This is a genomic window from Flavobacterium frigidum (assembly GCF_048286795.2).
The window spans coordinates 157749-181630 of the sequence record NZ_JBLVPT020000003.1 but is presented as its reverse complement, the minus strand read 5'-3'; the positions used below and the strand labels follow the sequence as shown (position 1 = coordinate 181630).

The 23882-nt window shown below is 33.7% G+C and carries 19 protein-coding genes; 12 read left to right on the top strand and 7 right to left on the bottom strand.

Going from position 1 to position 23882, the window contains the following annotated elements:
• The first annotated feature begins 91 nt into the window (after positions 1 to 91).
• The 6 genes from purH to rodA all read left to right on the top strand — a co-directional run bounded on the left by purH (position 92) and on the right by rodA (position 7306).
• Positions 92 to 1618, top strand: a complete 1527-nt coding sequence (gene purH / locus ACNQGB_RS05990) for a bifunctional phosphoribosylaminoimidazolecarboxamide formyltransferase/IMP cyclohydrolase (protein WP_417946814.1) — start codon at positions 92 to 94, stop codon at positions 1616 to 1618.
• 53 nt (positions 1619 to 1671) lie between these two features.
• Entirely contained in the window at positions 1672 to 2700 is a 1029-nt protein-coding gene (locus tag ACNQGB_RS05985) for a rod shape-determining protein (protein WP_114754800.1), read from the top strand.
• A gap of 89 nt (positions 2701 to 2789) precedes the next feature.
• A complete protein-coding gene (mreC, locus tag ACNQGB_RS05980) occupies positions 2790 to 3614 on the top strand; it encodes a rod shape-determining protein MreC (protein WP_417946817.1) in 825 nt (274 codons plus the stop codon).
• A complete protein-coding gene (locus ACNQGB_RS05975) occupies positions 3607 to 4113 on the top strand; it encodes a rod shape-determining protein MreD (RefSeq protein ID WP_417946819.1) in 507 nt (168 codons plus the stop codon). Before mreC ends, ACNQGB_RS05975 begins: the two co-directional genes overlap by 8 nt.
• Entirely contained in the window at positions 4110 to 6065 is a 1956-nt protein-coding gene (mrdA, locus tag ACNQGB_RS05970) for a penicillin-binding protein 2 (protein WP_417946820.1), read from the top strand. Before ACNQGB_RS05975 ends, mrdA begins: the two co-directional genes overlap by 4 nt.
• Positions 6066 to 6070: 5 nt before the next feature.
• A complete protein-coding gene (rodA, locus tag ACNQGB_RS05965) occupies positions 6071 to 7306 on the top strand; it encodes a rod shape-determining protein RodA (RefSeq protein ID WP_417946821.1) in 1236 nt (411 codons plus the stop codon).
• An 81-nt stretch (positions 7307 to 7387) separates the two neighbouring features.
• On the opposite strand, the gene ACNQGB_RS05960 is transcribed toward rodA, so the two are convergent.
• Together ACNQGB_RS05960 and ACNQGB_RS05955 are read right to left on the bottom strand one after the other, a co-directional pair.
• A complete protein-coding gene (locus tag ACNQGB_RS05960; RefSeq protein WP_417946822.1) occupies positions 7388 to 8248 on the bottom strand; it encodes a DNA/RNA non-specific endonuclease in 861 nt (286 codons plus the stop codon).
• 224 nt (positions 8249 to 8472) lie between these two features.
• Positions 8473 to 10650, bottom strand: coding sequence for a carboxy terminal-processing peptidase (locus ACNQGB_RS05955; RefSeq protein ID WP_417946823.1), 2178 nt, complete (start codon positions 10648 to 10650; stop codon positions 8473 to 8475).
• A 208-nt stretch (positions 10651 to 10858) separates the two neighbouring features.
• On the opposite strand from ACNQGB_RS05955, the gene surE reads away from it, so the two are divergent.
• The 5 genes from surE (at position 10859) to ACNQGB_RS05930 (ending at position 15774) form a co-directional block, all read left to right on the top strand.
• Positions 10859 to 11638 (top strand): 5'/3'-nucleotidase SurE, encoded by a 780-nt coding sequence (surE, locus tag ACNQGB_RS05950; protein WP_417946824.1) that lies wholly within the window; start codon positions 10859 to 10861, stop codon positions 11636 to 11638.
• Positions 11631 to 11903, top strand: a complete 273-nt coding sequence (locus ACNQGB_RS05945) for a hypothetical protein (protein ID WP_417946826.1) — start codon at positions 11631 to 11633, stop codon at positions 11901 to 11903. The genes surE and ACNQGB_RS05945 overlap by 8 nt, the downstream gene beginning before the upstream one ends.
• A gap of 100 nt (positions 11904 to 12003) precedes the next feature.
• Positions 12004 to 13116, top strand: coding sequence for a lipid-A-disaccharide synthase (gene lpxB / locus ACNQGB_RS05940; RefSeq protein ID WP_417946827.1), 1113 nt, complete (start codon positions 12004 to 12006; stop codon positions 13114 to 13116).
• Between the two features lie 29 nt (positions 13117 to 13145).
• On the top strand, positions 13146 to 13667 hold the full coding sequence (locus ACNQGB_RS05935) for a C40 family peptidase (RefSeq protein WP_417946828.1): 522 nt from the start codon (positions 13146 to 13148) through the stop codon (positions 13665 to 13667).
• A gap of 70 nt (positions 13668 to 13737) precedes the next feature.
• Positions 13738 to 15774, top strand: coding sequence for a ComEC/Rec2 family competence protein (locus ACNQGB_RS05930; protein ID WP_417946829.1), 2037 nt, complete (start codon positions 13738 to 13740; stop codon positions 15772 to 15774).
• Between the two features lie 3 nt (positions 15775 to 15777).
• Here ACNQGB_RS05930 and ACNQGB_RS05925 read toward each other — a convergent pair whose 3' ends face one another.
• The 5 genes from ACNQGB_RS05925 to ACNQGB_RS05905 all read right to left on the bottom strand — a co-directional run bounded on the left by ACNQGB_RS05925 (position 15778) and on the right by ACNQGB_RS05905 (position 22384).
• The gene (locus ACNQGB_RS05925) at positions 15778 to 16236 is read right to left on the bottom strand and encodes a thioredoxin family protein (RefSeq protein ID WP_417946830.1); all 459 of its coding nucleotides are present in this window, start codon (positions 16234 to 16236) and stop codon (positions 15778 to 15780) included.
• Positions 16237 to 16345: 109 nt separating this feature from the next.
• Positions 16346 to 16804 (bottom strand): thioredoxin family protein, encoded by a 459-nt coding sequence (locus ACNQGB_RS05920; RefSeq protein WP_417946831.1) that lies wholly within the window; start codon positions 16802 to 16804, stop codon positions 16346 to 16348.
• Positions 16805 to 16848: 44 nt separating this feature from the next.
• Positions 16849 to 18654: a peptide MFS transporter gene (locus ACNQGB_RS05915; RefSeq protein ID WP_417947870.1), complete on the bottom strand. Its 1806-nt coding sequence runs from the start codon at positions 18652 to 18654 to the stop codon at positions 16849 to 16851.
• A gap of 4 nt (positions 18655 to 18658) precedes the next feature.
• The gene (locus tag ACNQGB_RS05910; RefSeq protein ID WP_417946529.1) at positions 18659 to 20203 is read right to left on the bottom strand and encodes a peptide MFS transporter; all 1545 of its coding nucleotides are present in this window, start codon (positions 20201 to 20203) and stop codon (positions 18659 to 18661) included.
• A gap of 9 nt (positions 20204 to 20212) precedes the next feature.
• The gene (locus tag ACNQGB_RS05905; protein WP_417946530.1) at positions 20213 to 22384 is read right to left on the bottom strand and encodes a S9 family peptidase; all 2172 of its coding nucleotides are present in this window, start codon (positions 22382 to 22384) and stop codon (positions 20213 to 20215) included.
• Positions 22385 to 22563: 179 nt separating this feature from the next.
• On the opposite strand from ACNQGB_RS05905, the gene ACNQGB_RS05900 reads away from it, so the two are divergent.
• Positions 22564 to 23880, top strand: coding sequence for a hydroxymethylglutaryl-CoA reductase, degradative (locus ACNQGB_RS05900; protein ID WP_417946531.1), 1317 nt, complete (start codon positions 22564 to 22566; stop codon positions 23878 to 23880).
• Positions 23881 to 23882: the final 2 nt, after the last annotated feature.

Here is a 23882-nt window from a genome sequence, read left to right as displayed (position 1 = left end):
TAGGGATGAAAAATCACTATTATCTCATTTTCAAATGGCTTTATTTTCACATTAAAAAACTATTTTTGCATTTTATAACTATAACTACATAATGAACACAACAAAAAAAATTCAATCGGCATTAATCTCTGTCTTTTCAAAAGAAGGATTAGAACCTATAGTAAGACAACTAAACAGTCAAAATGTTACACTTTATTCTACAGGAGGAACGGAGGATTTTATAAAAAATTTAGGAATTCCTGTAATTCCTGTCGAAGATGTCACTTCTTACCCGTCTATTCTTGGTGGTAGAGTTAAAACATTACACCCAAAAGTTTTTGGCGGAATACTAAACCGCCAAGACAACGAGAGTGATGTGCAGCAAATGATCGAATTTGACATTCCACAAATTGACTTAGTAATTGTTGACTTGTACCCTTTTGAAAAAACAGTTGCCTCGGGCGCAAGCGAAGCTGATATTATTGAAAAAATCGATATTGGCGGAATTTCTTTAATTCGTGCTGCTGCAAAAAACTTCAAGGACACTGTAATTGTAGCTTCGGTAGATCAATACGGCTTGCTTTTAGATTTAATTACAACCCAAAACGGAGCTACAACACTAGAAAACAGAAAATTATTGGCTACTAAAGCATTTCATGTTTCTTCTCATTATGACGCTGCAATTTTTAACTACTTCAATACCGACGAAACAATTTACAAAGAAAGTATTGCTGATGGTCAAGTTCTAAGATATGGTGAAAATCCACATCAAAAAGGCTTTTTCTTTGGTGATTTTGATGCCATGTTTAAAAAAATTCATGGAAAAGAATTGTCGTATAACAATTTACTAGATGTAGATGCTGCGGTAAATTTAATTGCTGAATTTAAAAATGATGGCCCAACTTTTGCCATTTTAAAACACAACAACGCTTGCGGTTTGGCTACCAGAACTTCAATTAGCGAAGCCTATGCTGTGGCTTTAGCTTGCGATCCAACATCTGCTTTTGGAGGAGTTTTAATTTCAAATACAAAAATTGATCTTGATACTGCTCTAGAAATCAATAAATTATTTTGCGAAGTGGTAATTGCACCCAAATATGATGATGAGGCTATTGCTGTTTTACAAGAAAAGAAAAACCGAATCATCTTAGTTCAAAATGAAGTAACATTACCACAAAAACAAGTTCGTACGTGCTTAAACGGAATTTTAGTTCAGGACAAAAATAATATTACTGACAATAAACAAGACTTAAAAACCGTTACAATAACAGAACCTAGTGAACAAGAAATTCAAGATTTAATTTTTGCCTCTAAAATTTGTAAAAACACCAAATCCAATACTATTGTATTTGCAAAAAACGGAACTCTTATTGCCTCTGGAACAGGACAAACCTCAAGAGTTGATGCGTTACAACAAGCCATAGAAAAAGCGAAAAATTTTCATTTTGATTTACAGGGTGCAGTAATGGCAAGTGACGCATTTTTCCCTTTTCCTGATTGCGTAGAACTCGCTAAACAAGCGGGTATAACAGCTGTAATTCAGCCTGGAGGTTCAATTAAAGACGAATTAAGTATTAATTATTGCAATGAAAATAAAGTTGCTATGGTATTTACAGGAACTCGTCATTTTAAACATTAATTTGTTTAACTTTGCTCGTCACAATTTTATAACTTTTAACCCTTAAAAAACTTATGGGATTTTTTGATTTCATGACCGAGGATATCGCGATAGACCTTGGTACCGCTAATACTTTAATCATACATAATGATAAAGTTGTAATAGACAGTCCTTCGATAGTTGCTCGTGATAGAATTTCAGGCAAAATTATCGCTGTTGGTAAAGAAGCCAACATGATGCAGGGAAAAACACATGAAAACATTAAGACGATAAGACCTTTGAAAGACGGTGTAATTGCTGATTTTGATGCTTCAGAAAAAATGATTAGTATGTTCATAAAAAGCATACCTGCATTGAAAAAAAGGATGTTTACTCCCGCTTTACGAATGGTAGTTTGTATTCCTTCAGGAATTACCGAAGTGGAAATGAGAGCTGTGAAAGAATCTTGTGAAAGAGTAAATGGTAAAGAAGTATATTTGATTCACGAACCAATGGCAGCAGCTATTGGAATTGGCATTGACATCATGCAACCTAAAGGAAACATGATTGTTGATATTGGCGGTGGAACAACTGAAATTGCTGTAATAGCCTTAGGTGGAATTGTATGTGACAAATCAGTAAAAATTGCTGGTGACGTTTTTACTAATGATATCGTATATTACATGCGTACTCAACACAATCTTTTTGTTGGAGAAAGTACCGCTGAAAAAATAAAAATTCAAATTGGTGCCGCTATCGAAGATCTAGAAACTCCTCCGGAGGACATGTCTGTTCAAGGTAGAGATTTACTTACTGGTAAACCAAAACAAGTTGAAGTTTCTTATAGAGAAATTGCAAAGGCATTAGACAAATCCATTCAAAGGATTGAGGATGCTGTTATGGAAACTTTATCTCAAACACCACCAGAATTAGCCGCCGACATCTACAACACCGGAATCTACCTTGCCGGTGGAGGATCTATGTTGAGAGGTCTTGACAAAAGAATTTCACAAAAAACGGACTTGCCTGTTTACATCGCTGAAGATCCATTACGAGCAGTTGTAAGAGGAACTGGAATGGCTCTAAAAAACATTACAAAATTTAAGAGCATTCTAATTAAGTAATTTTTAAGGTATTCCTTTCTTACTTTGAGAAGTACGTTGTTTTTAGACTTATAAAATACATTCAGTTATTTACATTATACCGCTAAGAAATGCAGCAAATATTTAATTTTATTTTTAAAAACAGTAATCGGTTACTGTTTTTGCTGCTTTTGGGTGTTTCGTTAACCCTCACCATTCAATCCCATTCTTTCCACAGGAGCAAAATCATCAGCTCTGCAAATTTTTTAAGTGGAGGAGTTTATGAAAGGGTAAATGTTCTAAACGAGTATTTAAATTTAAAAACACAAAATGATGCTCTTGCTCTTGAAAACGCACAGCTAAAAAATCTTTTATTTAATCGTAAAGACACCTCTTTAGTCCAGAAATTAGACAGCATTAAAGGTGTTAAACCAAGTGATATTGTAGTGTCAAAAGTGATACACAACTCCTATAATGTTCATGAAAATTATCTAACTTTAAATTCGGGTGAGTTACAAGGTATTAAACCAGATATGGGCGTAATAAACAGTTTGGGAATTGTTGGTATTATTGAAAACACTTCTCCTAATTATGCTACTGTCATTAGTATCTTAAACAAAAAATCACAAATCAATGCCAAAATCAAGAAATCAAATCATTTTGGCTCTTTGATTTGGAACGGAAAAAGTACCGGATTCGTTCAATTGGTTGATGTACCTAGATTAGCTGCAATACGAAAAGGAGATACCATTGTTACCGGTGGACAATCTGTAATTTTCCCAGAAAATATCAATATTGGAACAATTGACAAGATAGAAATAGACAATCAAACAAATTATTACACGATAACTGTGAGACTGTTTAATGACATGACTAACTTAGGCCATGTCTATATCATAAAAAATAAAGATCGAGAAGAGATTACTAATTTAGAAAAAAAGGGTAAAGATGAATAGCGCATTGTTAGTCAATATTTTTCGATTTATTCTATTATTAGCATTTCAAATTATCATATTCAACAATATGAATTTTTTAGGCTATATAAGCCCCTTTCCGTATATATTGTTTATCATACTTTATCCCGTAAATGGTAACAAGACAGGTCTTGTAGTAGCTAGTTTTTTACTCGGAATTATGATGGATATGTTTAGCAATTCAGGAGGCATACATGCCACTGCCTGTTTGATCCTAGCCTATTTTAGAACCTCTATTTTTAAATTTTCATTTGGTTTAAGTTACGAGTATCAAACAGTGAAATTAAATGACGTATTAACACCAGAGCGGTTCTCGTTTATTTTACTATCGATAGTCATACATCATTTTACACTATTTTTATTAGAAGCTTTCCAGTTTAGCTTAATTTTTGATGTATTACTGAGATCTGTATTAAGTTCTGTGTTTACACTAATTATTTCTATTATTATCATTTACCTTATTAAGCCAAACAAAAGATGAGAAAAGTCTTGTTGCCTTCTTTAATCATTCTAGCAACCTCTTTGCTTGTAGTACGCATCTTTTATTTGCAAATTGTTGACGATACTTTAAAGCTAAAGTCGGAAAACAATGCCATTAAAAAAAAATATGATTATCCAGAACGCGGTTACATTTATGACAGAAAAGGAAAGTTATTGGTTGCCAATCAAGCTTCCTATGACATTATGGTTATTCCTCGAGAGGTAAAAAACACAGATACTTTAGAATTCTGTCAATTATTGAACATTACAAAAGAAGATTTTATAAAAAAAATAGAGAAAGCTACAGTTTACAGTCCGCGATTACCTTCTGTTTTTTTACCACAATTGAATAAAAGCGAATTTGCTGCTTTTCAAGAAAAAATAAGAAAGTATGAAGGCTTCTATTTTCAAAAACGTTCCTTACGTGACTACGAAGTGGCTTTTGGTGCAAACGTGTTTGGCTTTATCACACAGGTAAATGAAAAGCTGGTCGCAAAAAATCCGTATTACAATAGTGGTGACTTAATAGGAAGACAGGGAGTTGAAGAAAGTTACGAAGATCTTTTACGCGGAATTAAAGGCGTCAAATACATTCAAAAAGATAAATTTAACCGAGAAATCGGTTCCTATAAAAATGGAAAATACGACACCATTGCGGTACAAGGAGAAGATATCAATCTAACTCTAGATGCTGAATTACAAAAATACGGTGAAGAATTAATGATCAACAAAAGAGGTGGGATTGTTGCCATTGAACCAAGTAGTGGTGAAATATTAGCATTAGTAACCGCTCCATCTTATGATCCAGGAATACTAGTTGGTAGACAACGCTCTAAAAACTATACCCAATTATACCGCGACTCCATAGCAAAACCGTTGTATGATCGTGGATTACTTGCCGAGTATCCACCAGGATCACCATTTAAAATACTTACTGGTCTTATAGCATTGCAGGAAGGTGTAGTCGATGAGCAGACCACTTTCTTCTGCAACGGTGGATTTAGTTATGGCCGAGGTCGTTTTCAAAAATGCCACTGCAAATCATTTGGACCACTACAATTACACAATGGAATTTACAAATCGTGTAACGCTTATTTCTCCAATGCCTATTTGAAAACAATTGGCAAATATGCTAAACCTGCTATTTCAGTAGACATTTGGTCCAATCACGTAAAAAGTTTTGGTCTGGGTCAATTTATGGGTTATGATTTACCTACAGGTAAAAAAGGGAACATCCCAGATTCAAAAACATATAAAAAAGTGTATCCAAATGGCGGCTGGAGAGGAACAACGATCATATCTAATGCTATTGGTCAAGGGGAAGTACTGATGACTCCCATTCAATTAGCGAATATGATGGCAACGGTAGCAAATGAAGGCTATTATTACACCCCTCATATTATCAAAAGAATAGAAGGTCATAAAATTGATGAAAAATTCACAACTAAACACGTTACCTCTATTGATAAAAAACATTTCAAACCTATGATTAGCGGCTTGTTTGATGTGTATAATTTAGGAACTGCTAGTGCGCTAAGAGTGGATGGCATTACTATTTGTGGGAAAACTGGTACTGCAGAAAATTATGCCAAAATTGGCGGGATGCGTGTAAAAATGGAAGATCATTCTATCTTTGTAGCTTTTGCACCAATGGAAAATCCAAAAATTGCCATTGCTGTAATGATTGAAAATGGTGGATTCGGATCTGCGATTGCTGGACCTATTGCCAGTTTACTAATTGAAAAATACCTTCATCAAAAAATAACTAGAGTAGATCTAGAAAAAAGAGTACTTGCAACAAGTTTACAAAGCCGTTACGCTAAATTAGGGGGATTGTCAGAAGCGATAAAATTACAACTACGCATTGCTGACTCACTCCAAAAAAAGAAAACAGCAATTCCTGCAGTCAAAGCAAAAATAGACACTACAAAAACGAATAAACAAGCCATTTAACTAAAATGAAAAACCAAAGCATAGCCAATAATATTGACTGGATAAGCATTATAATCTATGCTTTATTGGTTATTTTGGGATGGCTCAACATCTATTCCTCGTCACTATCTTCCATGGAGGATACCTATGAAAAACAATTAATTTTTATTGTATTAACCATACCTTTAATATTTATTGTTTTGTCTGTTGATGGGAAATTTTACGAAAAATATGCTACAATTATATTTGGAATATCCCTGCTAACACTGGCAGGACTATTCTTATTTGGAAAAACGATTGCAGGACAGCGCTGCTGGTATGCAATAGGAAGTTTTACCATACAACCATCTGAATTTGCGAAAGCAGCAACATCATTAGCATTAGCAAAATTTCTAAGTGATACACAAATAAGTCTTAAAGAAACCAATAGGCAAATACAGGCACTTGCAATCCTTTTATTACCAGTTTTACTTATATTACCACAACCAGATCCAGGAAGTGCTTTAATTTATAGCATATTCATTATCGTTTTATATCGCGAAGGACTTCCGTCTTGGTATGTTTGGACCGGGTTTATCACCGTACTATTATTTGTTTTAACCTTAATTCTAGAACCACAATATGTAATATTATCTGCCTTACTTGTTTTAGTATTAGTGCATTTTAAATCCCGCTTAGCGGATAGAAATATAGTGGTTAGCAGTATTCTTTTAGTGCTAATATCAGGCTTTGTATTTTCTGTAGATTATATTTTTGATAACGTTTTCAAGCAACATCATAGAGACCGATTTAACATCCTACTAGGAAAATCTGTAGATATGAGTGGATCCGGATACAATACCAATCAATCCGAAATAGCTATTGGATCAGGTGGATGGTTAGGAAAAGGATTTCTCGAAGGCACACAAACCAAAGGAGGCTTTGTTCCAGAACAGCACACCGATTATATCTTTACTACAGTAGGCGAAGAATGGGGTTTTGCTGGTTCCTTAGTTGTAATGGCGCTATTTGCAGGATTGTTGCTCAGAATAATTTACTTAGCAGAACGACAAAAAACAAAATTCAGTAGGGTTTATGGTTACTGTGTTGCAGGAATTTTATTTACCCACTTCTTTGTAAATATTGCCATGGTTTCAGGCATCTTCCCTACTATTGGAGTTCCACTTCCGTTTTTCTCTTACGGAGGGTCTGGACTTTGGGGCTTTACAATTTTACTATTTATTTTTATCAAAATGGATGCAAATAAAGTAAACGAATGGTAAAAATTAACTAATGTAAATACAAATAATGTGCTTAGAATATGAACAAATACTTAATACTGAACGCTAAAAATTAAAACTAGATTACTCAAAACTCCAGTTTTTATAACTACTTCCTTTTTCTAATGTATTTTCGAGTACGTCATTCAATTTTGGAAAAAAATTAATACCCGTTACTTTTTCGATAGCATCTACCGATACCACAAATTTATATAAAGGTGCGTTACTTTCTTTATTGGGGATTAAAAACCCTATCATCTTGCAATTTTTCTCTGATTTGCTGAGCACTATTTTATAAAATAATTTAGGAACAGCCACTTTCTCTATACCAATAGTTGCCAAATTAGGTTCTAAAACACCACCTGTCACCACATAAAGACCATCATATTTAACTGCCCAATACCTCACTTTCTGCTCTAACCTATTCCATACTCCATTATTAAAATTATGCTCTTGCGGTGCAATGTTGGACGTCAAAAAAGTATCATTATATCCATTTACATCAAATTCCATATCACCTGCTGGACAAAGATGTCCTTTATCTAAAGATGACTTTTTATAATTTCTCCAATCAGCAGAGCCAGTCTTAACTTTGATGTCTTTGATAAAAAAAGGGCGTTTGAAATTATTGTTTTTAACATAGCTACTTTTCAACTCATAGGCAACCCATTCTGCTTGTTCATACTCTTCATTATAGGATAAAGAATAATACTGATGCTTTACTATTTGATTGGTGATAGATACAGGCAAAAAATCAAAAACTAACGCTCTTGTTGTTGCTCTTTCTGTTTTAGATTCGTCTAACGCGCTACTATCAATAGCGAAAGGGCGACCACTACTCACATTATCTTTTGACAGATTTGTTACTTCATCCTTTTTGCAAGAGGATACGAATAAAACAATACTGCTAAAAACAACTACGCTACCAAAAGATTTCCATTTCATGTTTGATTCTATTAATTATTTCTATTATAAATACGCATATCACATTAAGAATTACTGTCAATTTCTCAAAAACCAACCTTCAATTTCATTTTTAATACTATCAATTTACTTATTTAAAAAGTTCATATACCCTAATTTCAAAATAAAAACGCTCCATAAATTCTCAGTGAATTTATGGAGCGTTTTGCTTTACTAAATGTTATATCTTACTAAACAATGCCTATTTATGATTTAGCCAATTTATCCTTTTTAATTTTAACTGGTATATCTTTTGCCGACATTGATCTTGGTTGCAAATCATCCAAAACATTTATTGCTTCCTCCATATAAATATCTTTTGACAAAGCCTCATGCCAGCTGTCTCTTTTTTCTTTTAATGAGGCATCTTTACTCATAGCTTCCATTTCATTTGGTAAAGAAGAAAAACTCAATGTGCTTTTATAGTTTACAAGTGGTTTGTATTTTTTAGCTTTCTCTTCAATTTCAGCTTGAGCAACTTTAAATTTATCGATGTTTAGGCTATACACATTCTCTTCACTTCTACTATCAATCCATTTTGCATTTTCTTCAATTAATTGAAAGTTTGGATTAATACTAATTCTATTCTTACTATTTGTAATGGCTTGATTAAAATTAGAATTGTTATTCCAAATAGTATAATCAGTAGGGTCAATTTTATCCCAAGGCATAGCATTATCAATATCACGTTCCCCCATTTTTAAATAAGTATAACGATCTGGCATAACAATATCACTGCTTACTCCTGCTAATTGTGTAGACCCACCATTTATTCTATAAAATTTTTGAGTAGTCGTTTTAATAGCTCCAAGGTCGCCTACTGCATTGCTTCTTACAAACTGATTTAAATCAATTACATTTTGAACAGTACCTTTACCGTAAGTTTGTTTACTACCAATGATTATACCTCTTTTATAATCTTGTATAGCTGCTGCAAGAATTTCTGATGCTGATGCTGAAAAACTATTCACCATAATCACTAAAGGACCATCCCACTCAATTTTTTTGTCTCGATCATACAGAACCTCTTTTCTAATACCCGCAGATTTTATTTGAACAATAGGACCTTGTTCAATGAATAATCCAGCAATATCAACAACTGTTGACAACGATCCACCACCATCATCACGTACGTCAAGAACAATACCGTTGACTCCAGCTTTTTTCAATCGGCTCACTTCTAATGCGATATCTTTACCTGCATCTCTACCGTCTTTATTTTCAAAATCAATGTAGAATTTTGGTAAATAAATGACGCCATACTTTAATCCGTTCTTGTTTACAATACTAGACTTGGCATACGTTTCCTCAATTTCAACGATGTCTCTAATGATAGAAATAATTTTAATAGTACCATCTACTTTTTTAACTGTAAGACGCACTTCAGAACCTTTTGGTCCTTTTATTTTCTTTACAACATCATCCAGACGCATTCCAACTACATCAACTGCTTCGCTTTTGCCTTGAGCAACTTTCATAATTAAATCTCCAGCTTCTAACTCTTTTCCTCTCCAGGCTGGACCGCCAGAAATAAGTTCAGAAATCTCTGTAAGGTCATTCTTTTTTTGTAAACGAGCACCAATTCCTTCCAGTTTACCGCTAATACTTACATCGAAACGCTCTTTTTCTTCTGCTGCAAAATAATTGGTATGCGGATCAAAACGAGCGGTTATAGAATTAATATATACTGAAAACCAATCATTTCTATCTAAATCTTTGATAAAACCAAAATATTCATCAAGTGCTTTTTTAGAACTTTCTCTAGTTTCTTTTTCTAAAGCATAATAAGACTTCGTTTGATACTTTGGGTCATTTTTCTTTTTGTCTTGTTCAAGTTTTTGCTTATCAACAAGGGAAGAAAGTGTAGATAATTTAATTTGCTTGCGCCACTTATCGTTAAGCTCTGCTGCGTTTTTGGAATAAGGCGCTTTTTCGTAATCGATATTAAAACTTTCATCCACAGCATAATCAAAAGGCTTGCTTAATACACTATTGTAAATTCTAGTACTTTCTTCCATACGTTTCACCAAACGATCGTAAGTAAGATTGAAAAAACTCAAATCTTTATTCAACAACTGATTGTCTAATTGTAGTTCATATTTTGAAAATTCATCAATATCCGATTGCAAAAAGAAACGTTTAGAAGGATCTAAAGCTTGAATATAATCTTTATAAATACCTTTAGAAAAGGCATCATCAATCGTCGAGGGACTGTAATGTCCTTTCTCGATAACAAAAGTCAACAACTCTAATAGTAACTTATCTTTTTCTGGATCTGTTGTCTTTGTAGCATTCATTTTGAATGCAAATAGTGTAACCGATAGGCCTAAAACAACTAGAAGTATTTTATAATTTCTTTTCATAAAGGTAACAATAGTATTCATGAATTTTTTTATCTAAAGTACAGTAAAAACTGTGCCAACGGTGGCATAACTCGCATAAATTTTTGTTAAAGATATAAAAATGTTCTTTCCTTTTAACGTAAATAAAACAACATTAACTATTTTTATTTTTTGTTTATAAATTCAGATACATGTAGTTACATTTGTCTTACAAAAAATAAATATACTATCGCTTTTTGAACCCTAAATGATGATGAAAAACAAACCTTTAATTTTGATTACCAATGATGATGGTATAGCTGCACCAGGAATACGTGCTTTAATAGATGTTATGTCCGAAATTGGCGAAATCGTAGTGGTAGCACCAGACAAGCCACAAAGCGCTATGGGACACGCCATTACTATAAATAGTACGTTATATCTCAATAAAATCTCAAAAGAGAGTGATCCTTTTTTAGAGTACAGTTGCTCTGGAACACCGGTTGACTGTGTAAAACTTGCCGTAAATGAAATCCTAAAGCGCAAACCGGATCTTTGCGTTTCTGGTGTAAACCACGGATCCAATTCCTCTATAAATGTGATCTATTCTGGAACAATGAGCGCAGCCGTTGAAGCAGGCATAGAAGGAATTCCTGCAATTGGTTTCTCATTATTGGATTATGACTGGAATGCCGATTTTGAAACCATAAAATCTTTTATCCGAAAAATAACTTTAGAAGTTTTAGAAAACGGGCTGCCTAATGGTGTCGTTTTGAACGTGAATTTTCCTAAGTTAAAAGAATCAGAAATTAAAGGAATCCGAATTTGTCGTCAAGCGAAAGCGCTTTGGGTAGAGAAATTTGACAAGCGAAAAACACCTCAAGGAAAAGACTATTACTGGCTTGCAGGAGAATTTGTAAACCAAGACAAGGGAGAAGATACCGATGAATGGGCGCTACAAAATGATTTCATATCGGTTGTACCAGTGCAATTTGACTTGACGGCCCATCACACGATACAAGAACTTAACACTTGGAAATGGAATGAATAAAAAAGACTTGTTTTTAGGATTTATCCTCGGATTTGTTACAACCTTATTGGGAAGTTATATTTTTATAACTCTTTTCACTGACTTTACTTTTACAGCCGGAATCCAAATCATGTATTCGCAAGGAAAGCTTGGTAAAATCATAACCTTGGGAACCATTTTGACACTAATAACTTTCGGAGTTTTGCTAAAATTAAATAGAGAAACAATGGCACGAGGTGTTGTTTTAGCAGTGATAACGATGACTTTTTTAACCCTATTTATTTAAGAAATAATATAAGTTTATCTTTGCGATTGCAAAATAACGATACAAAAACAAAAACGTGACTGGTTTGTTATCCTACTCATAAATTCCTAATCAATAAAGCATGAAATATTATATTATCGCAGGTGAAGCGTCTGGAGATTTGCACGGTTCAAATTTGATGAAAGAATTATACAAAAAAGATCCCAATGCCAACATTCGATTTTGGGGTGGAGACTTGATGGAAAATGAAGGCGGCACTCTTGTTAAGCACTATCGAGAGTTGGCATTTATGGGTTTCATCGAAGTGATTTTTAATTTAAAAACTATTTTGAATAATATTACAATATGTAAAATAGACATTCTAGAGTTTCAGCCTGATGTGTTAATTTTTATTGATTATCCTGGTTTTAATATGCGCATTGCAAAATGGGCTAAAGCATTAGGAATGAAAACACATTACTATATTTCTCCGCAAATCTGGGCATGGAAAGAAAGTAGAATAAGCGCTATCAAACGGGATATTGATAAAATGTACGTGATTTTGCCTTTCGAAAAACAATTTTACGAAGACAAGCATCACTTCCCTGTTGCGTTCGTTGGACATCCGCTAATCGATGCTATTCAAAATCAGCCTGCGATCGATGCCACTACTTTTAGAAGAGAAAATCAGTTGGATCAAAAACCAATAATCGCCATTTTACCAGGAAGCCGAAAACAAGAAATTACAAAAATGCTTTCTGTAATGTTAAGCGTTGTTAATGATTTTCCTGCTTACCAATTTGTAATTGCTGGCGCTCCAAGTCAAGAATTTAATTTTTATAAAGATTTTATTTCGCAGGAAAACATAAAATTCATCTCCAATAAAACATACGATTTATTACGAAATTCAACTGCAGCATTAGTTACTTCTGGAACTGCAACTCTTGAGACGGCACTTTTTAAAGTCCCAGAAGTTGTATGTTACAAAGGCAGTTGGGCCTCCTACCAAATTGCGAAACGAATCATTACACTCAAATACATTTCATTAGTAAATTTAATAATGGATGAAGAGGTGGTCACAGAATTAATTCAAGAAGAATGCACCACAAAACGCATTAGAGAAGAATTGACAAAAATACTAGAAGTAAACCATAGGAATACGCTTTTAGAAAAATATGCGTTATTAGAAAATAAATTAGGCGGAATTGGCGCGAGTGAAAAAACAGCTGCATTAATTATTAATGATTTACAATAACAAGTTTCTATTCATCAAAAAAAACTCTTTTGAAACATTTTACAGGCTTACTACTAGTTCTTATTTTTTTCTCGGCTTGTAAATCGAGTAGTCCAATAGTCACCTCTAAAAAAACAGAACTCAAAAAAGAAAAAATAGTTAAAGGAGCCAAAAGAAAAACAAATCGGCAAGCCGAAGAACTTGTTGAAAAAGCAACTGAAAATCTAGGAGCAAAATACAAGTATGGTGGCACAACTGCTTCAGGTTTTGATTGTTCTGGTTTGGTTTACCACGTTTTCGAACTGCAAAATATAACATTGCCTCGTAACTCTTATCTGCAATCATTAGTAGGCACCGTTTTAGATCCAAATCGAGATGAAATTCAAAAAGGAGACTTAATTTTTTTTAAAACCAATAATAAATCACAAATAAACCACGTAGGAATTGTAATTAAAGCTACAGATAATGAGATTCAATTTATTCATTCCTCTACATCAAAAGGTGTAATTATTTCCTCTACAAAAGAACCGTATTACAAAAAAACTTTTGCGCAATTGAATCGAATCCTTTAAAACAAGGAAATTCATAAACCACACATAAAATACAAAGTTGTTTCTTACTAAAAATGCGTACTTTAGATACATGAAAGTACTCGATTTTCCGTTGACAAGAATAACATTAGGTTTTGTAATAGGCATCCTTTATGCCAATTACTTTCCACTACCAGACTTTGTGTATTGTTTTTTACTAGCCACATCCATAAGTGCTTTTGGAGTATTATTCTTTTTGTTTAAAACAAATAGGTGGAATACTTTTTACTTTGGTCTATGCACTTACGTGCTCTCTTTTATAATCGGAATTTCAACACAAATAATTCATACCCATCGCTACCAAAAAAGCAACTACATACACAATACTACAATATTTGAAAAACCGAGTCCCATATCCCTCATTATTCGTGAAAAACTGAAAAGTAATGCCTTTAGTGATCGCTACATAGCAGAGATTAACACTGTAGGTAAAGAAAAGCAAACGGGGAGGATTATTTTGAACATACAAAAGGACAGTTTGTGTCGAAAATTCGAAATTGGGACACCATTACTAATTAAATCTGTTTTGTCTAAAAATAGACCTCCTAACAATCCCTATCAGTTTAATTACAGCCAATATCTAGAAAATAAACAAATTTATGCGCAATTATATGCTGATGCACTTGATATAAAAATTGGTTCAGAAATTAAGAAAGATATTTGGTATTATTCCTCAAAATTAAGAGCACGAATCATTCATAATTTAGAAAAAAATAACTTCCATAAAACAGAATTAAACGTTGCATTAGCTTTAATAATGGGACAACAACAGGATATTGACCCACATATTATTCGGGATTACCAATATGCTGGAGCAGTACATATCTTATCGGTATCAGGACTACATATTGGCTTTATTTTAATTTTTGCAACTTTTATTTTAAAACCTATTCCTAATACAAAACGCGGCTCTTTTATTAAATTACTAATTATTCTGTGTTGCTTGTTCTCTTTTGGGCTTCTTGCAGGTTTAGCACCGTCCGTTGTTCGATCCGTGACTATGTTTTCATTTGTGGCCATAGGAAATCATTTACGTCGTAGCGATAATATTTACCATACTTTAATTGTCTCCATGTTATTGATTTTGCTTTTCGAACCATCGTTCCTTTTTGATGTGGGTTTTCAATTAAGCTATTTGGCCTTGTTCTTTATCATTTGGCTGCAACCGCTATTAGCCTCGATTTGGACGCCCCAACATAAAATTACAAAATACATTTGGGATATTCTTACCGTTTCATTTGCAGCACAATTAGGAACACTACCGCTAAGTATTTATTACTTTCATCAATTTCCCGGACTATTTTTTATCACCAACCTCGTGGTAATTCCGCTATTAAGTATTATTATGATTTTGGGTGTTGTAGTGATGACTTTAGCAGCGTTAAACAGCATTCCTTTGTTCCTCTCTCAATTATTAGAACAAAGCATATTTTACTTGAATAAAATTATCAATTCAATTGCATCTTTTGAACAATTTATAATTCATGATATCCCTTTGCATTATTCTGTGATGATGAGCAGTTACTTTGTCATTACAACTGCTATCGTTTGGATAAAAAAACCCACTTTTAACAAACTAGCGTTAATGCTAATTGCTATCATTACAGTACAAATATGTTGCTTAGGCAAGCAATGGAAAACTCAAAACGAACAAGAATTGATTGTTTTTAATGTAAAGAAGAACACAATTCTCACAGAAAGAAATGGACAAAATATAACGGTTTATGCTACTGATAGCATCTTACAAAACATTCAAAAAAACAACACAATAACCTCCTACCGTATAGGCAGTTTAAGTGCTATTGAAACGAAGAAAAAATTACAAAACTTTTTTTATTTTAACGAAAAAAGGATTTTCATTATTGACAGTTCAGGCATTTATCCAAAAAACATCAAACCAGATGTTATCATCTTAACCCATTCTACTAGAATAAATGTAGATCGTTTAATAATGACCCTACAGCCAAAAATAATTGTCGCTGATGCATCCAATTACAAAACCATTCAAAAAGTATGGAAGTCAAGTTGCGAGAAAAAGAAAATCCCTTTTCACGCAACTGTTGAAAAGGGATTTTATAAATTACAGTAAAAACTATTCTTCAACAGGTCCGGCCAAAACTATTTTTGCATTAGCAATCCAAGATTTAACACCTTCAGGTTTAACCCCAATTTTACCTATTAATTCGTAATTAATTTTTTCCTTTCTAATTTTTGCCTTAGCAAAGCATATTGTAGGCAATTCCTGTACTCCAAAAGCTTTTTTTAATGACGAACTACGTTCTAAAGATCCATTGGATTCGTCATCTGTTAAATCTAATTTTACTGCAACCACATTATCTCTAGCCCAAATAGCAAAATCTAATGTATTAAAAATTTGAGCAAACAATGGGCTTTTGCTGGAATTAGCATCTGTAAAGATCAAGAGCATAGGCTTGTTCTCTTTATTACTAATTGAAATAGCACTATCAACATCAGTAATCCAGTTAAAAACTTGAGCGTTAGAATTAAAAAAAATAAGTAATAAAAAAGGCAATAGTAGTTTAGTAGTCATAAGGGGTTGTTTTGGAATATTTTTCTAAAAATAACAAAAAACAAACACACCTGACAAGTATAATACAAAAACCTTCCATATAATTTAAAAAATTAAGTAAATACTACTTTTATTTTTTAAGAAAGCCGTTGACAACAGCCAACCAAGCAATGGGCCCGCCAGCTACATAACCGGTCCTTCCAATGCCTTCAAAATTAACTTTGCCCTCTTTGGTCGTAGCATTTGCCAATATAATGGTTGGAAACCCTTGAATTCCAAAAGCCATTTGTAATTCTTCATTTTGCTTTTTAATCTCAGGAGTTTGTGGCGCTCTACTAGGATAATCCAACTCTACTAAAACCACATTTTCCTTTGCCCAAGTAGCAAATTCTGGTGTTTTTAAAACCTCTTTTTGCAAACGAATACACCATCCGCACCAATCACTACCCGTAAAAAATAACAATAGCGGTTTCTTGGTTTCATTCGAAATTGCCATTGCCTTAGTGACATTGATTTCCCAAACTAATTCTTGTGCTTCGGCGGCAAACGAGCCTGCAAACAATAACAAAGCAACTATTATTTTCTTCATATTTATAATTTTATTGATTCAAAATCAAAAATGGTGCCTAAAATTTATCGAACACCGTGCATCAATTTTTTAATAACCGGAGTCATCGCAACAGAGAATAAAGCAACTACAATAGAAATGATGGTCAACATCCAAAAGAAGTAACTCAATCCGTGTTCATTGGCAATTTTATCAATATTTTCTCCAAACATACCTGCTCCTTTCATACCGATTGCTACAGCTAAGTACCAAACACCAAACATAAATGCAATCATACGAGCCGGAACTAATTTACTCACATAAGATAATCCAACTGGAGATATACACAATTCAGCCATTGTATGAAACAGGTACACTAGAATCAACCAAATCATACTTACAGAAGCAGTTTTCGCACCAGCTTCAATTCCGCTTGCACCAAAAGCAACACAAGCCATTCCAAGCGCTAATAACCCCATTCCAATTCCGTATTTTAAATTGGCTGAAGGATTGTATTTACTCTCCCACCATTTAGAAAATAACGGCGCTAAAGAAATAATAAATAAAGAGTTTAAAGTAGAAAACCAAGTAGCAGGAACTTCGGTCAATGCCGTTGTTACTTTATCAATTTTAAGTGCTTGCAACGTCTCATCAGACAAAGTTAAATATCCTGCCGTGTAATAATCTTTGGCTAACATCCAGATTGCAATTGCCCAAATTATAACAAAACTGATGCTCAAAATAATATTGGCAACAGCGTACAACTTGAAAGTTTGCTTGAATAATAATATTAATACCCAAGTAATAATTACTAATGGTAAAATCGTAATCAAAGAATTCATTACTAAAAAAACTACACTCCAATTACCCGTTAAAACACGATCTGTATAATCACTCGCAAAAATGGTTAAACTGTTTGGCGATTGTTCAAATATAGCCCAAAAGAAAATAGTCAAGAAAGCAAAAAATGTCACCGCAATTAATTTTTCTTTAGTGATTTTTGAGTATTGAGTAAAGCGATAAATTAAAAGAAGAATAAATACTACCAGTGCTGAAAGAATAGCAATAGCGTTACCGTTTTCGCCAAGGAATGCAAAAACATTTACTTTACCACCTGATATTTTTGAAGCAGGATCGTTCAATAACCATAACAAAGCTAAAATAGAAGAGAAAGCAATTGCTGCTAATTGTATAGGAGAAAAAGGATTTCTTTTATCGGTATCCAAAGCTTCTGCTTTTGCTTTACTTTCTTTATTGGGTTTCAAACCAATATCTCCAAAGATGTTCTGAGACAACCAAAATTGCAACATTCCAAAAAACATAAAGATTCCGGCTAAACCAAACCCGTATGTCCATCCTACTTTTTCACCTAAATAACCGCATAATAAAATCCCAAAGAACGCTCCAGCATTTACACCCATATAAAACAATGTATACGCACCATCTTTCTTTTCAGGACGATCTTTGTACATTTCAGATACAATAGAGGTCATATTTGGTTTGAAAAAACCATTTCCAAAAACCAATAATACCAATCCTAGATAAATAGAAAATTCTGTTTCAACAGCCATAGCAGCATGACCTAAAGTCATCAAACTTGCACCCACAACTACTGCCCATCTAAAACCAATTACTTTATCTGCAAAATAACCACCCAACATAGTAGATAAATAAACCAAACCTACATACGATCCAAATAATGCAGAAGCATTTTCACGAGTCCATTCCCAACCACCATCTGTAAAGGAAGCGGTTAAAAATAATATCAATAAAGAACGCATTCCGTAGAATGAAAAACGTTCCCACATCTCTGTGAAAAACAAAACGAATAATCCCGCTGGATGTCCTAAAACGGTACTTTTAAAAAATTGATCTGTAGTATTTTGACTCATGTTATTAATTGTTTAATTCTTTATCTACTCCGTGCATTAATTTTTTTATTATTGGCGAAAGTACTAACAGTAGCACTCCGAAACCAAGTCCTGTGTAAAATAAATATTCAAAAAGGACTAAGTAACTCTGTTTTGCTAAATTCAAATCTGGCGCTGTACCATTTGAAGTATCGACAGAAGCTATATTTGCTAAAATAGAAGCAATAAATTCTGAACTGGCTGTTGCCAAAAACCAAACGCCCATCATAAACCCAACAATTTTTGTTGGAGATAATTTAGTTACTGCAGAAAGTCCTACTGGCGATAAACTCAGCTCTCCACAAGTATGTAAAAAATAGGCTAATATCAACCAAATAGCAGCTACTTTACCAGTACCAGAAAGATTTATTCCCATGACTAACGCTCCAAAACCTAAACCGACTAAAGCTAATGCTAAAGCAAATTTTACGGCTGTATTAGGATTATATTTTCCCAAATTAGGCCATATCCAAGCGAAAACGGGTGCCAATAAAATAATAAATAAGGCATTAAAACTTAAGAACTGTCCAGCAGAAACTTCATAACCAAAAATAGTTCTATCTAAAATTCTATCCGCAAATAAATTCATAGAGGTATACGCTTGTTCAAACAATGCCCAGAAGACAATCGTAAATACAATCAAAATGGTTAGAGCTATCAATTGATGACGTGCTTTACCATCTAAATGCGTTATAGCATAATAAACAATATATACAAAAGAAATCCCACCTGCAATTTTTAAAGCCCAAGAAACCGCATCGTGATTTTGAACCATTTGCCAAAACAATACTGTAGACAAAACACTTCCCGCATAAATTAACCATTCATTCTTAAGTCCGAATGATTTTATCTCTAAAAACGAAGCGTTGTTCGATTCTCCTTTGCCCATTAATAATTTCCTTCCGGAAATAAAAGTCAATAATCCAAAAAACATTCCGACACCTGCAGCACCAAAACCATAACTCCAACCATATTTTTCACCAAGCCAAACACAAATTAGCGTAGCCAAAAATGAACCTAAGTTGATTCCCATGTAAAACAATGTAAATCCAGAATCTCTTCTTTTATCTCCTGTTTCGTAGAGCTCGCCTACTAATGACGAGATGTTTGCTTTAAGAAAACCAACACCAACAATTATTAACGACAAAGAAAAGTAGAATATCTGCAAGGCCGTATTGTCTCGTGTGATCTCGCCAGTCATGGATTGTGCGGCGGCATTCCCTTCATAAGCCATTCCTAAATGACCTAATACAAGCATTATGCCTCCAAAAACAATTGCTTTTCTAAATCCCAAATACCTGTCGGCTATAAAACCTCCTATTACGGGAACAGCGTACACTAAAGCTGCGTAACTACCAATTAATAAATTCCCCGAAGTATCTGAAAACAAATGGTACTTTGTCAGATAAAAAATCAACAAGGCTTTCATTCCATAAAAGGAGAAACGTTCCCACATTTCGGTAAAAAACAGTATAAAAAGCGCTTTTGGATGTCCAAAAAATTCTTCCTTATTCAATGCATCGTTCGTCATAAAGCGCCGTTATAAATTTTCTTTAATAAAATTAGTCATTTTTGTGTACAATTGAATTCTAGTTTTTCCACCATAAATACCGTGATTATTGTCTGGATAAATTTGCGAATCAAATTGTTTATTGGCTTGAATCAAGGCTTCCATCATTTGCATGGAATTTTGAACATGTACATTATCATCTCCTGAGCCGTGAATCAAAAGAAATTTTCCTTTGAGTTTATTTACATGATTTATTGGTGAATTGTCATCATAACCGTTTGCATTTTCTTGTGGTGTCTGCATGTAACGTTCCGTGTATACACTATCATAAAAACGCCAGTTGGTAACGGGAGCTACTGCAATTGCCATTTTAAAAACATCACTCCCTTTCAAAATACAATTAGACGACATAAATCCTCCATACGACCAGCCAAATATACCAATTCTAGATTTGTCTATAAATGAGTAATTGCCTATTACTTTAGCAGCGTCAATTTGATCCTCTACTTCGAATTTTCCTAACTGCAATTGCGTTACTTTCTTAAACGCAGCTCCTTTAAAACCGGTTCCGCGTCCGTCAACACAAGCCACAATATATCCTTGTTGTGATAACATCATAAACCAGTAATCATCTGTACTATTCCATTCGTTGTTCACTTGTTGTGAACCTGGACCTGAATATTGGTACATGAAAACAGGATATTTTTTAGTAGGATCAAAATCTTTAGGTTTAATCATCCAAGCATTCAATTCATTTCCTTTTTCTGTTTTTAAAACAAAAAATTCTTTAGAAGGCAAATTATATCCTTTCAACTTTACTGCTAATGCTTCATTGTTTTCAATAATCTGAACTTGTTTACCCGCTTTGGCTTCGTTCAAAGTGTAGGTTGTAGGTTGCGAAGCACTAGAAAAAGTATTGATGTAGTATTGAAAATTAGGACTAAAAGTCGCTGCATTTGTTCCTATATTTTGAGACAAACGAATTTTATTTTTTCCGTCTAGGCCTACTCTGTAGACGTCTCTATTAATAGAACCATTTTCTACAGATTGATAAAAAACTGTATTTGTCTTTTCATCTAAACCATAGTATTTTGTTACTTCCCAGGCACCTTTGGTCAGTTGGTTTTTCAGTTTTCCATTTTTATCGTATAAATAAATATGATTGAAACCATCTTTTTCAGAAGTCCAAATAAAACTGTTGTCTTTTAAAAATGTTAAATTATCAGTTACATCAACGTATGCTTTATCTTTTTCATTTAAAACTACTTTCACAGCACCTGAATTCCCATCAATAAAAACGAGGTCTAAATTATCTTGGTGACGATTCAAAACTTGAGCTGATAACGTATTGGCATCGTTCGTCCATTTTAATCTGGCGATGTAAAAATCATTGTAATTTCCTAGATTTATGTTTTTCACTGCATTCGAACTTATATCATAAACATGCAACGATACTACTGCGTTCTTTTCACCCGCTTTAGGATATTTAAATGTTTGCATTGCAGGATACAAGTCTTTACCAAACATGGACATCGAAAATTCAGGAACCTGACTTTCATCAAAACGAATGTAGGCTATTTTCTTACTATCAGCACTCCAATCAAATGCTTTTACAAAAGCAAATTCTTCTTCATAAACCCAATCCGTGATACCATTGATAATGCTGTTTTTTTGTCCGTCTCTAGTTATTGGAGTCGATGTTGTTGTAGTTACATCATATACAAACAGATTATTTTCTTTGGAATACGCTATTTTTTTTCCATCAGGAGAAAAAGTTGGTTCTTGCACTTGAAAATCGAATAATTTCTTTAGTTTTTTATTGGCGATATCGTACAAATAATAATCTGCAGTAAAGGAGTGGCGAAAGATTTGATTGGTGTTGCAAGCAATTAAAATCAATTTTTCAGTAGCATCAAACGTATAACTATCAATCCCCTGTGCCAACTCTTTGTGTGCCTTCGTATCAATTAGTGTTGCTACTTTTTTTAAGGTTGCAAAATCATACAAATCAATCTGCATGCTTCTACTCTGTCTGTCTGCATTTAAGACCGTGTATTGATTTGTATTTATCAAGGACTGTAATTCATCCATGCCCTTTGCACGAAATGTACCGTTATACATTTCATCAATTGTGATTTTTTGTTGACCCACAACCGTAAAACATAAGAACAAAAATAAAGTTATAATTTTTTTAGAATGCATGATAAATATTTAAAGATAAAAACCATCAATTTTAGTGAAAAAATTACAATTAATGGTCATTTAATATGTTAAATGTAAAAAGTATCATTTACAACAACCTAGAGCTACGATAAATTTGATTGTAAATAAAAGGGCTAAAACCGTATATTTGCAACCAGTTATACCATAATCAATTGAGAATGAACAAGGCTATTAGCGGATTTTCTAAATTATCCAAAGAAGAAAAAATAAAATGGATTGCCAATGAATATTTTTCAACACCTACGGATGCCGTTGCCTTGCTGAAAAACTACTGGAATTCTGACGAAAAACTACAGCAACTACACGATGAATTCATCGAAAATACTATCACTAATTTCTACATTCCGCTTGGTGTTGCCCCTAATTTTCTCATTAACGGAAAATACAGCACCATTCCCATGGCCATTGAAGAAAGCTCAGTGGTTGCAGCTGCCTCAAAAGCAGCTAAATTTTGGTCTACTCGTGGCGGCTTTAAGGCTACCGTCATTAATACTGAAAAAATAGGGCAGGTTCATTTTATCTACAAGGGAGATGTTTCCAAATTAAACTTGTTTTTTGCTCAACACAAAAACAAATTTTTCTCAGAAACTGAATCGATTACCACAAATATGCAAAAACGCGGTGGTGGAATTTTAGACATTATTCTAAAAGACAAAACCGATTTGTTGCCTAATTATTTTCAGCTACATGCTACTTTTGAAACCAAAGACAGCATGGGTGCCAATTTCATCAATTCGTGTTTGGAACAATTTTCTAAAACATTAAAAACAGAAGCACACAATTATACGTTGTTCACAGAAACGGAAAAAGAGATTGAAGTTGTGATGAGTATTCTATCTAATTATGTTCCAAATTGCATCGTAAGAGCAGAAGTATCATGTGCAGTAGCTGACTTGGAAGATAAAAACATTTTACATCCACAGGAATTTGCCGAGAAATTTGTACAAGCCGTTCAAATCGCCGAAGTCGAGCCGTATCGTGCTGTAACACATAATAAAGGAATTATGAATGGTGTAGATGCCGTTGTATTGGCTACGGGTAATGATTTCCGCGCTGTCGAAGCCGGAATACACGCCTATGCCTCTAGAAATGGAAAATACTCGAGTCTTTCTCATGCCAAAATCGAAAATGATACTTTTACTTTTTGGATGGAAATTCCTTTAGCGTTAGGAACTGTCGGCGGGTTAACCTCGTTGCATCCATTAGTAAAATTATCATTGGAAATGCTGGAAAAACCATCTGCCAAAGAATTAATGCAGTTTGTAGCTGTGGCCGGATTAGCACAGAATTTTGCAGCTTTACGCTCTTTGACGACTACTGGAATTCAGGAAGGACACATGAAAATGCATTTGAACAACATTATCAATCAGTTTGAAGCCACTGATTCAGAACGCCTAATGATTCAGAAACATTTCAAGAAAAATCCCGTAACGCACAATGCCGTGGTCACATATATTGAAAGTTTAAGAAAATAATT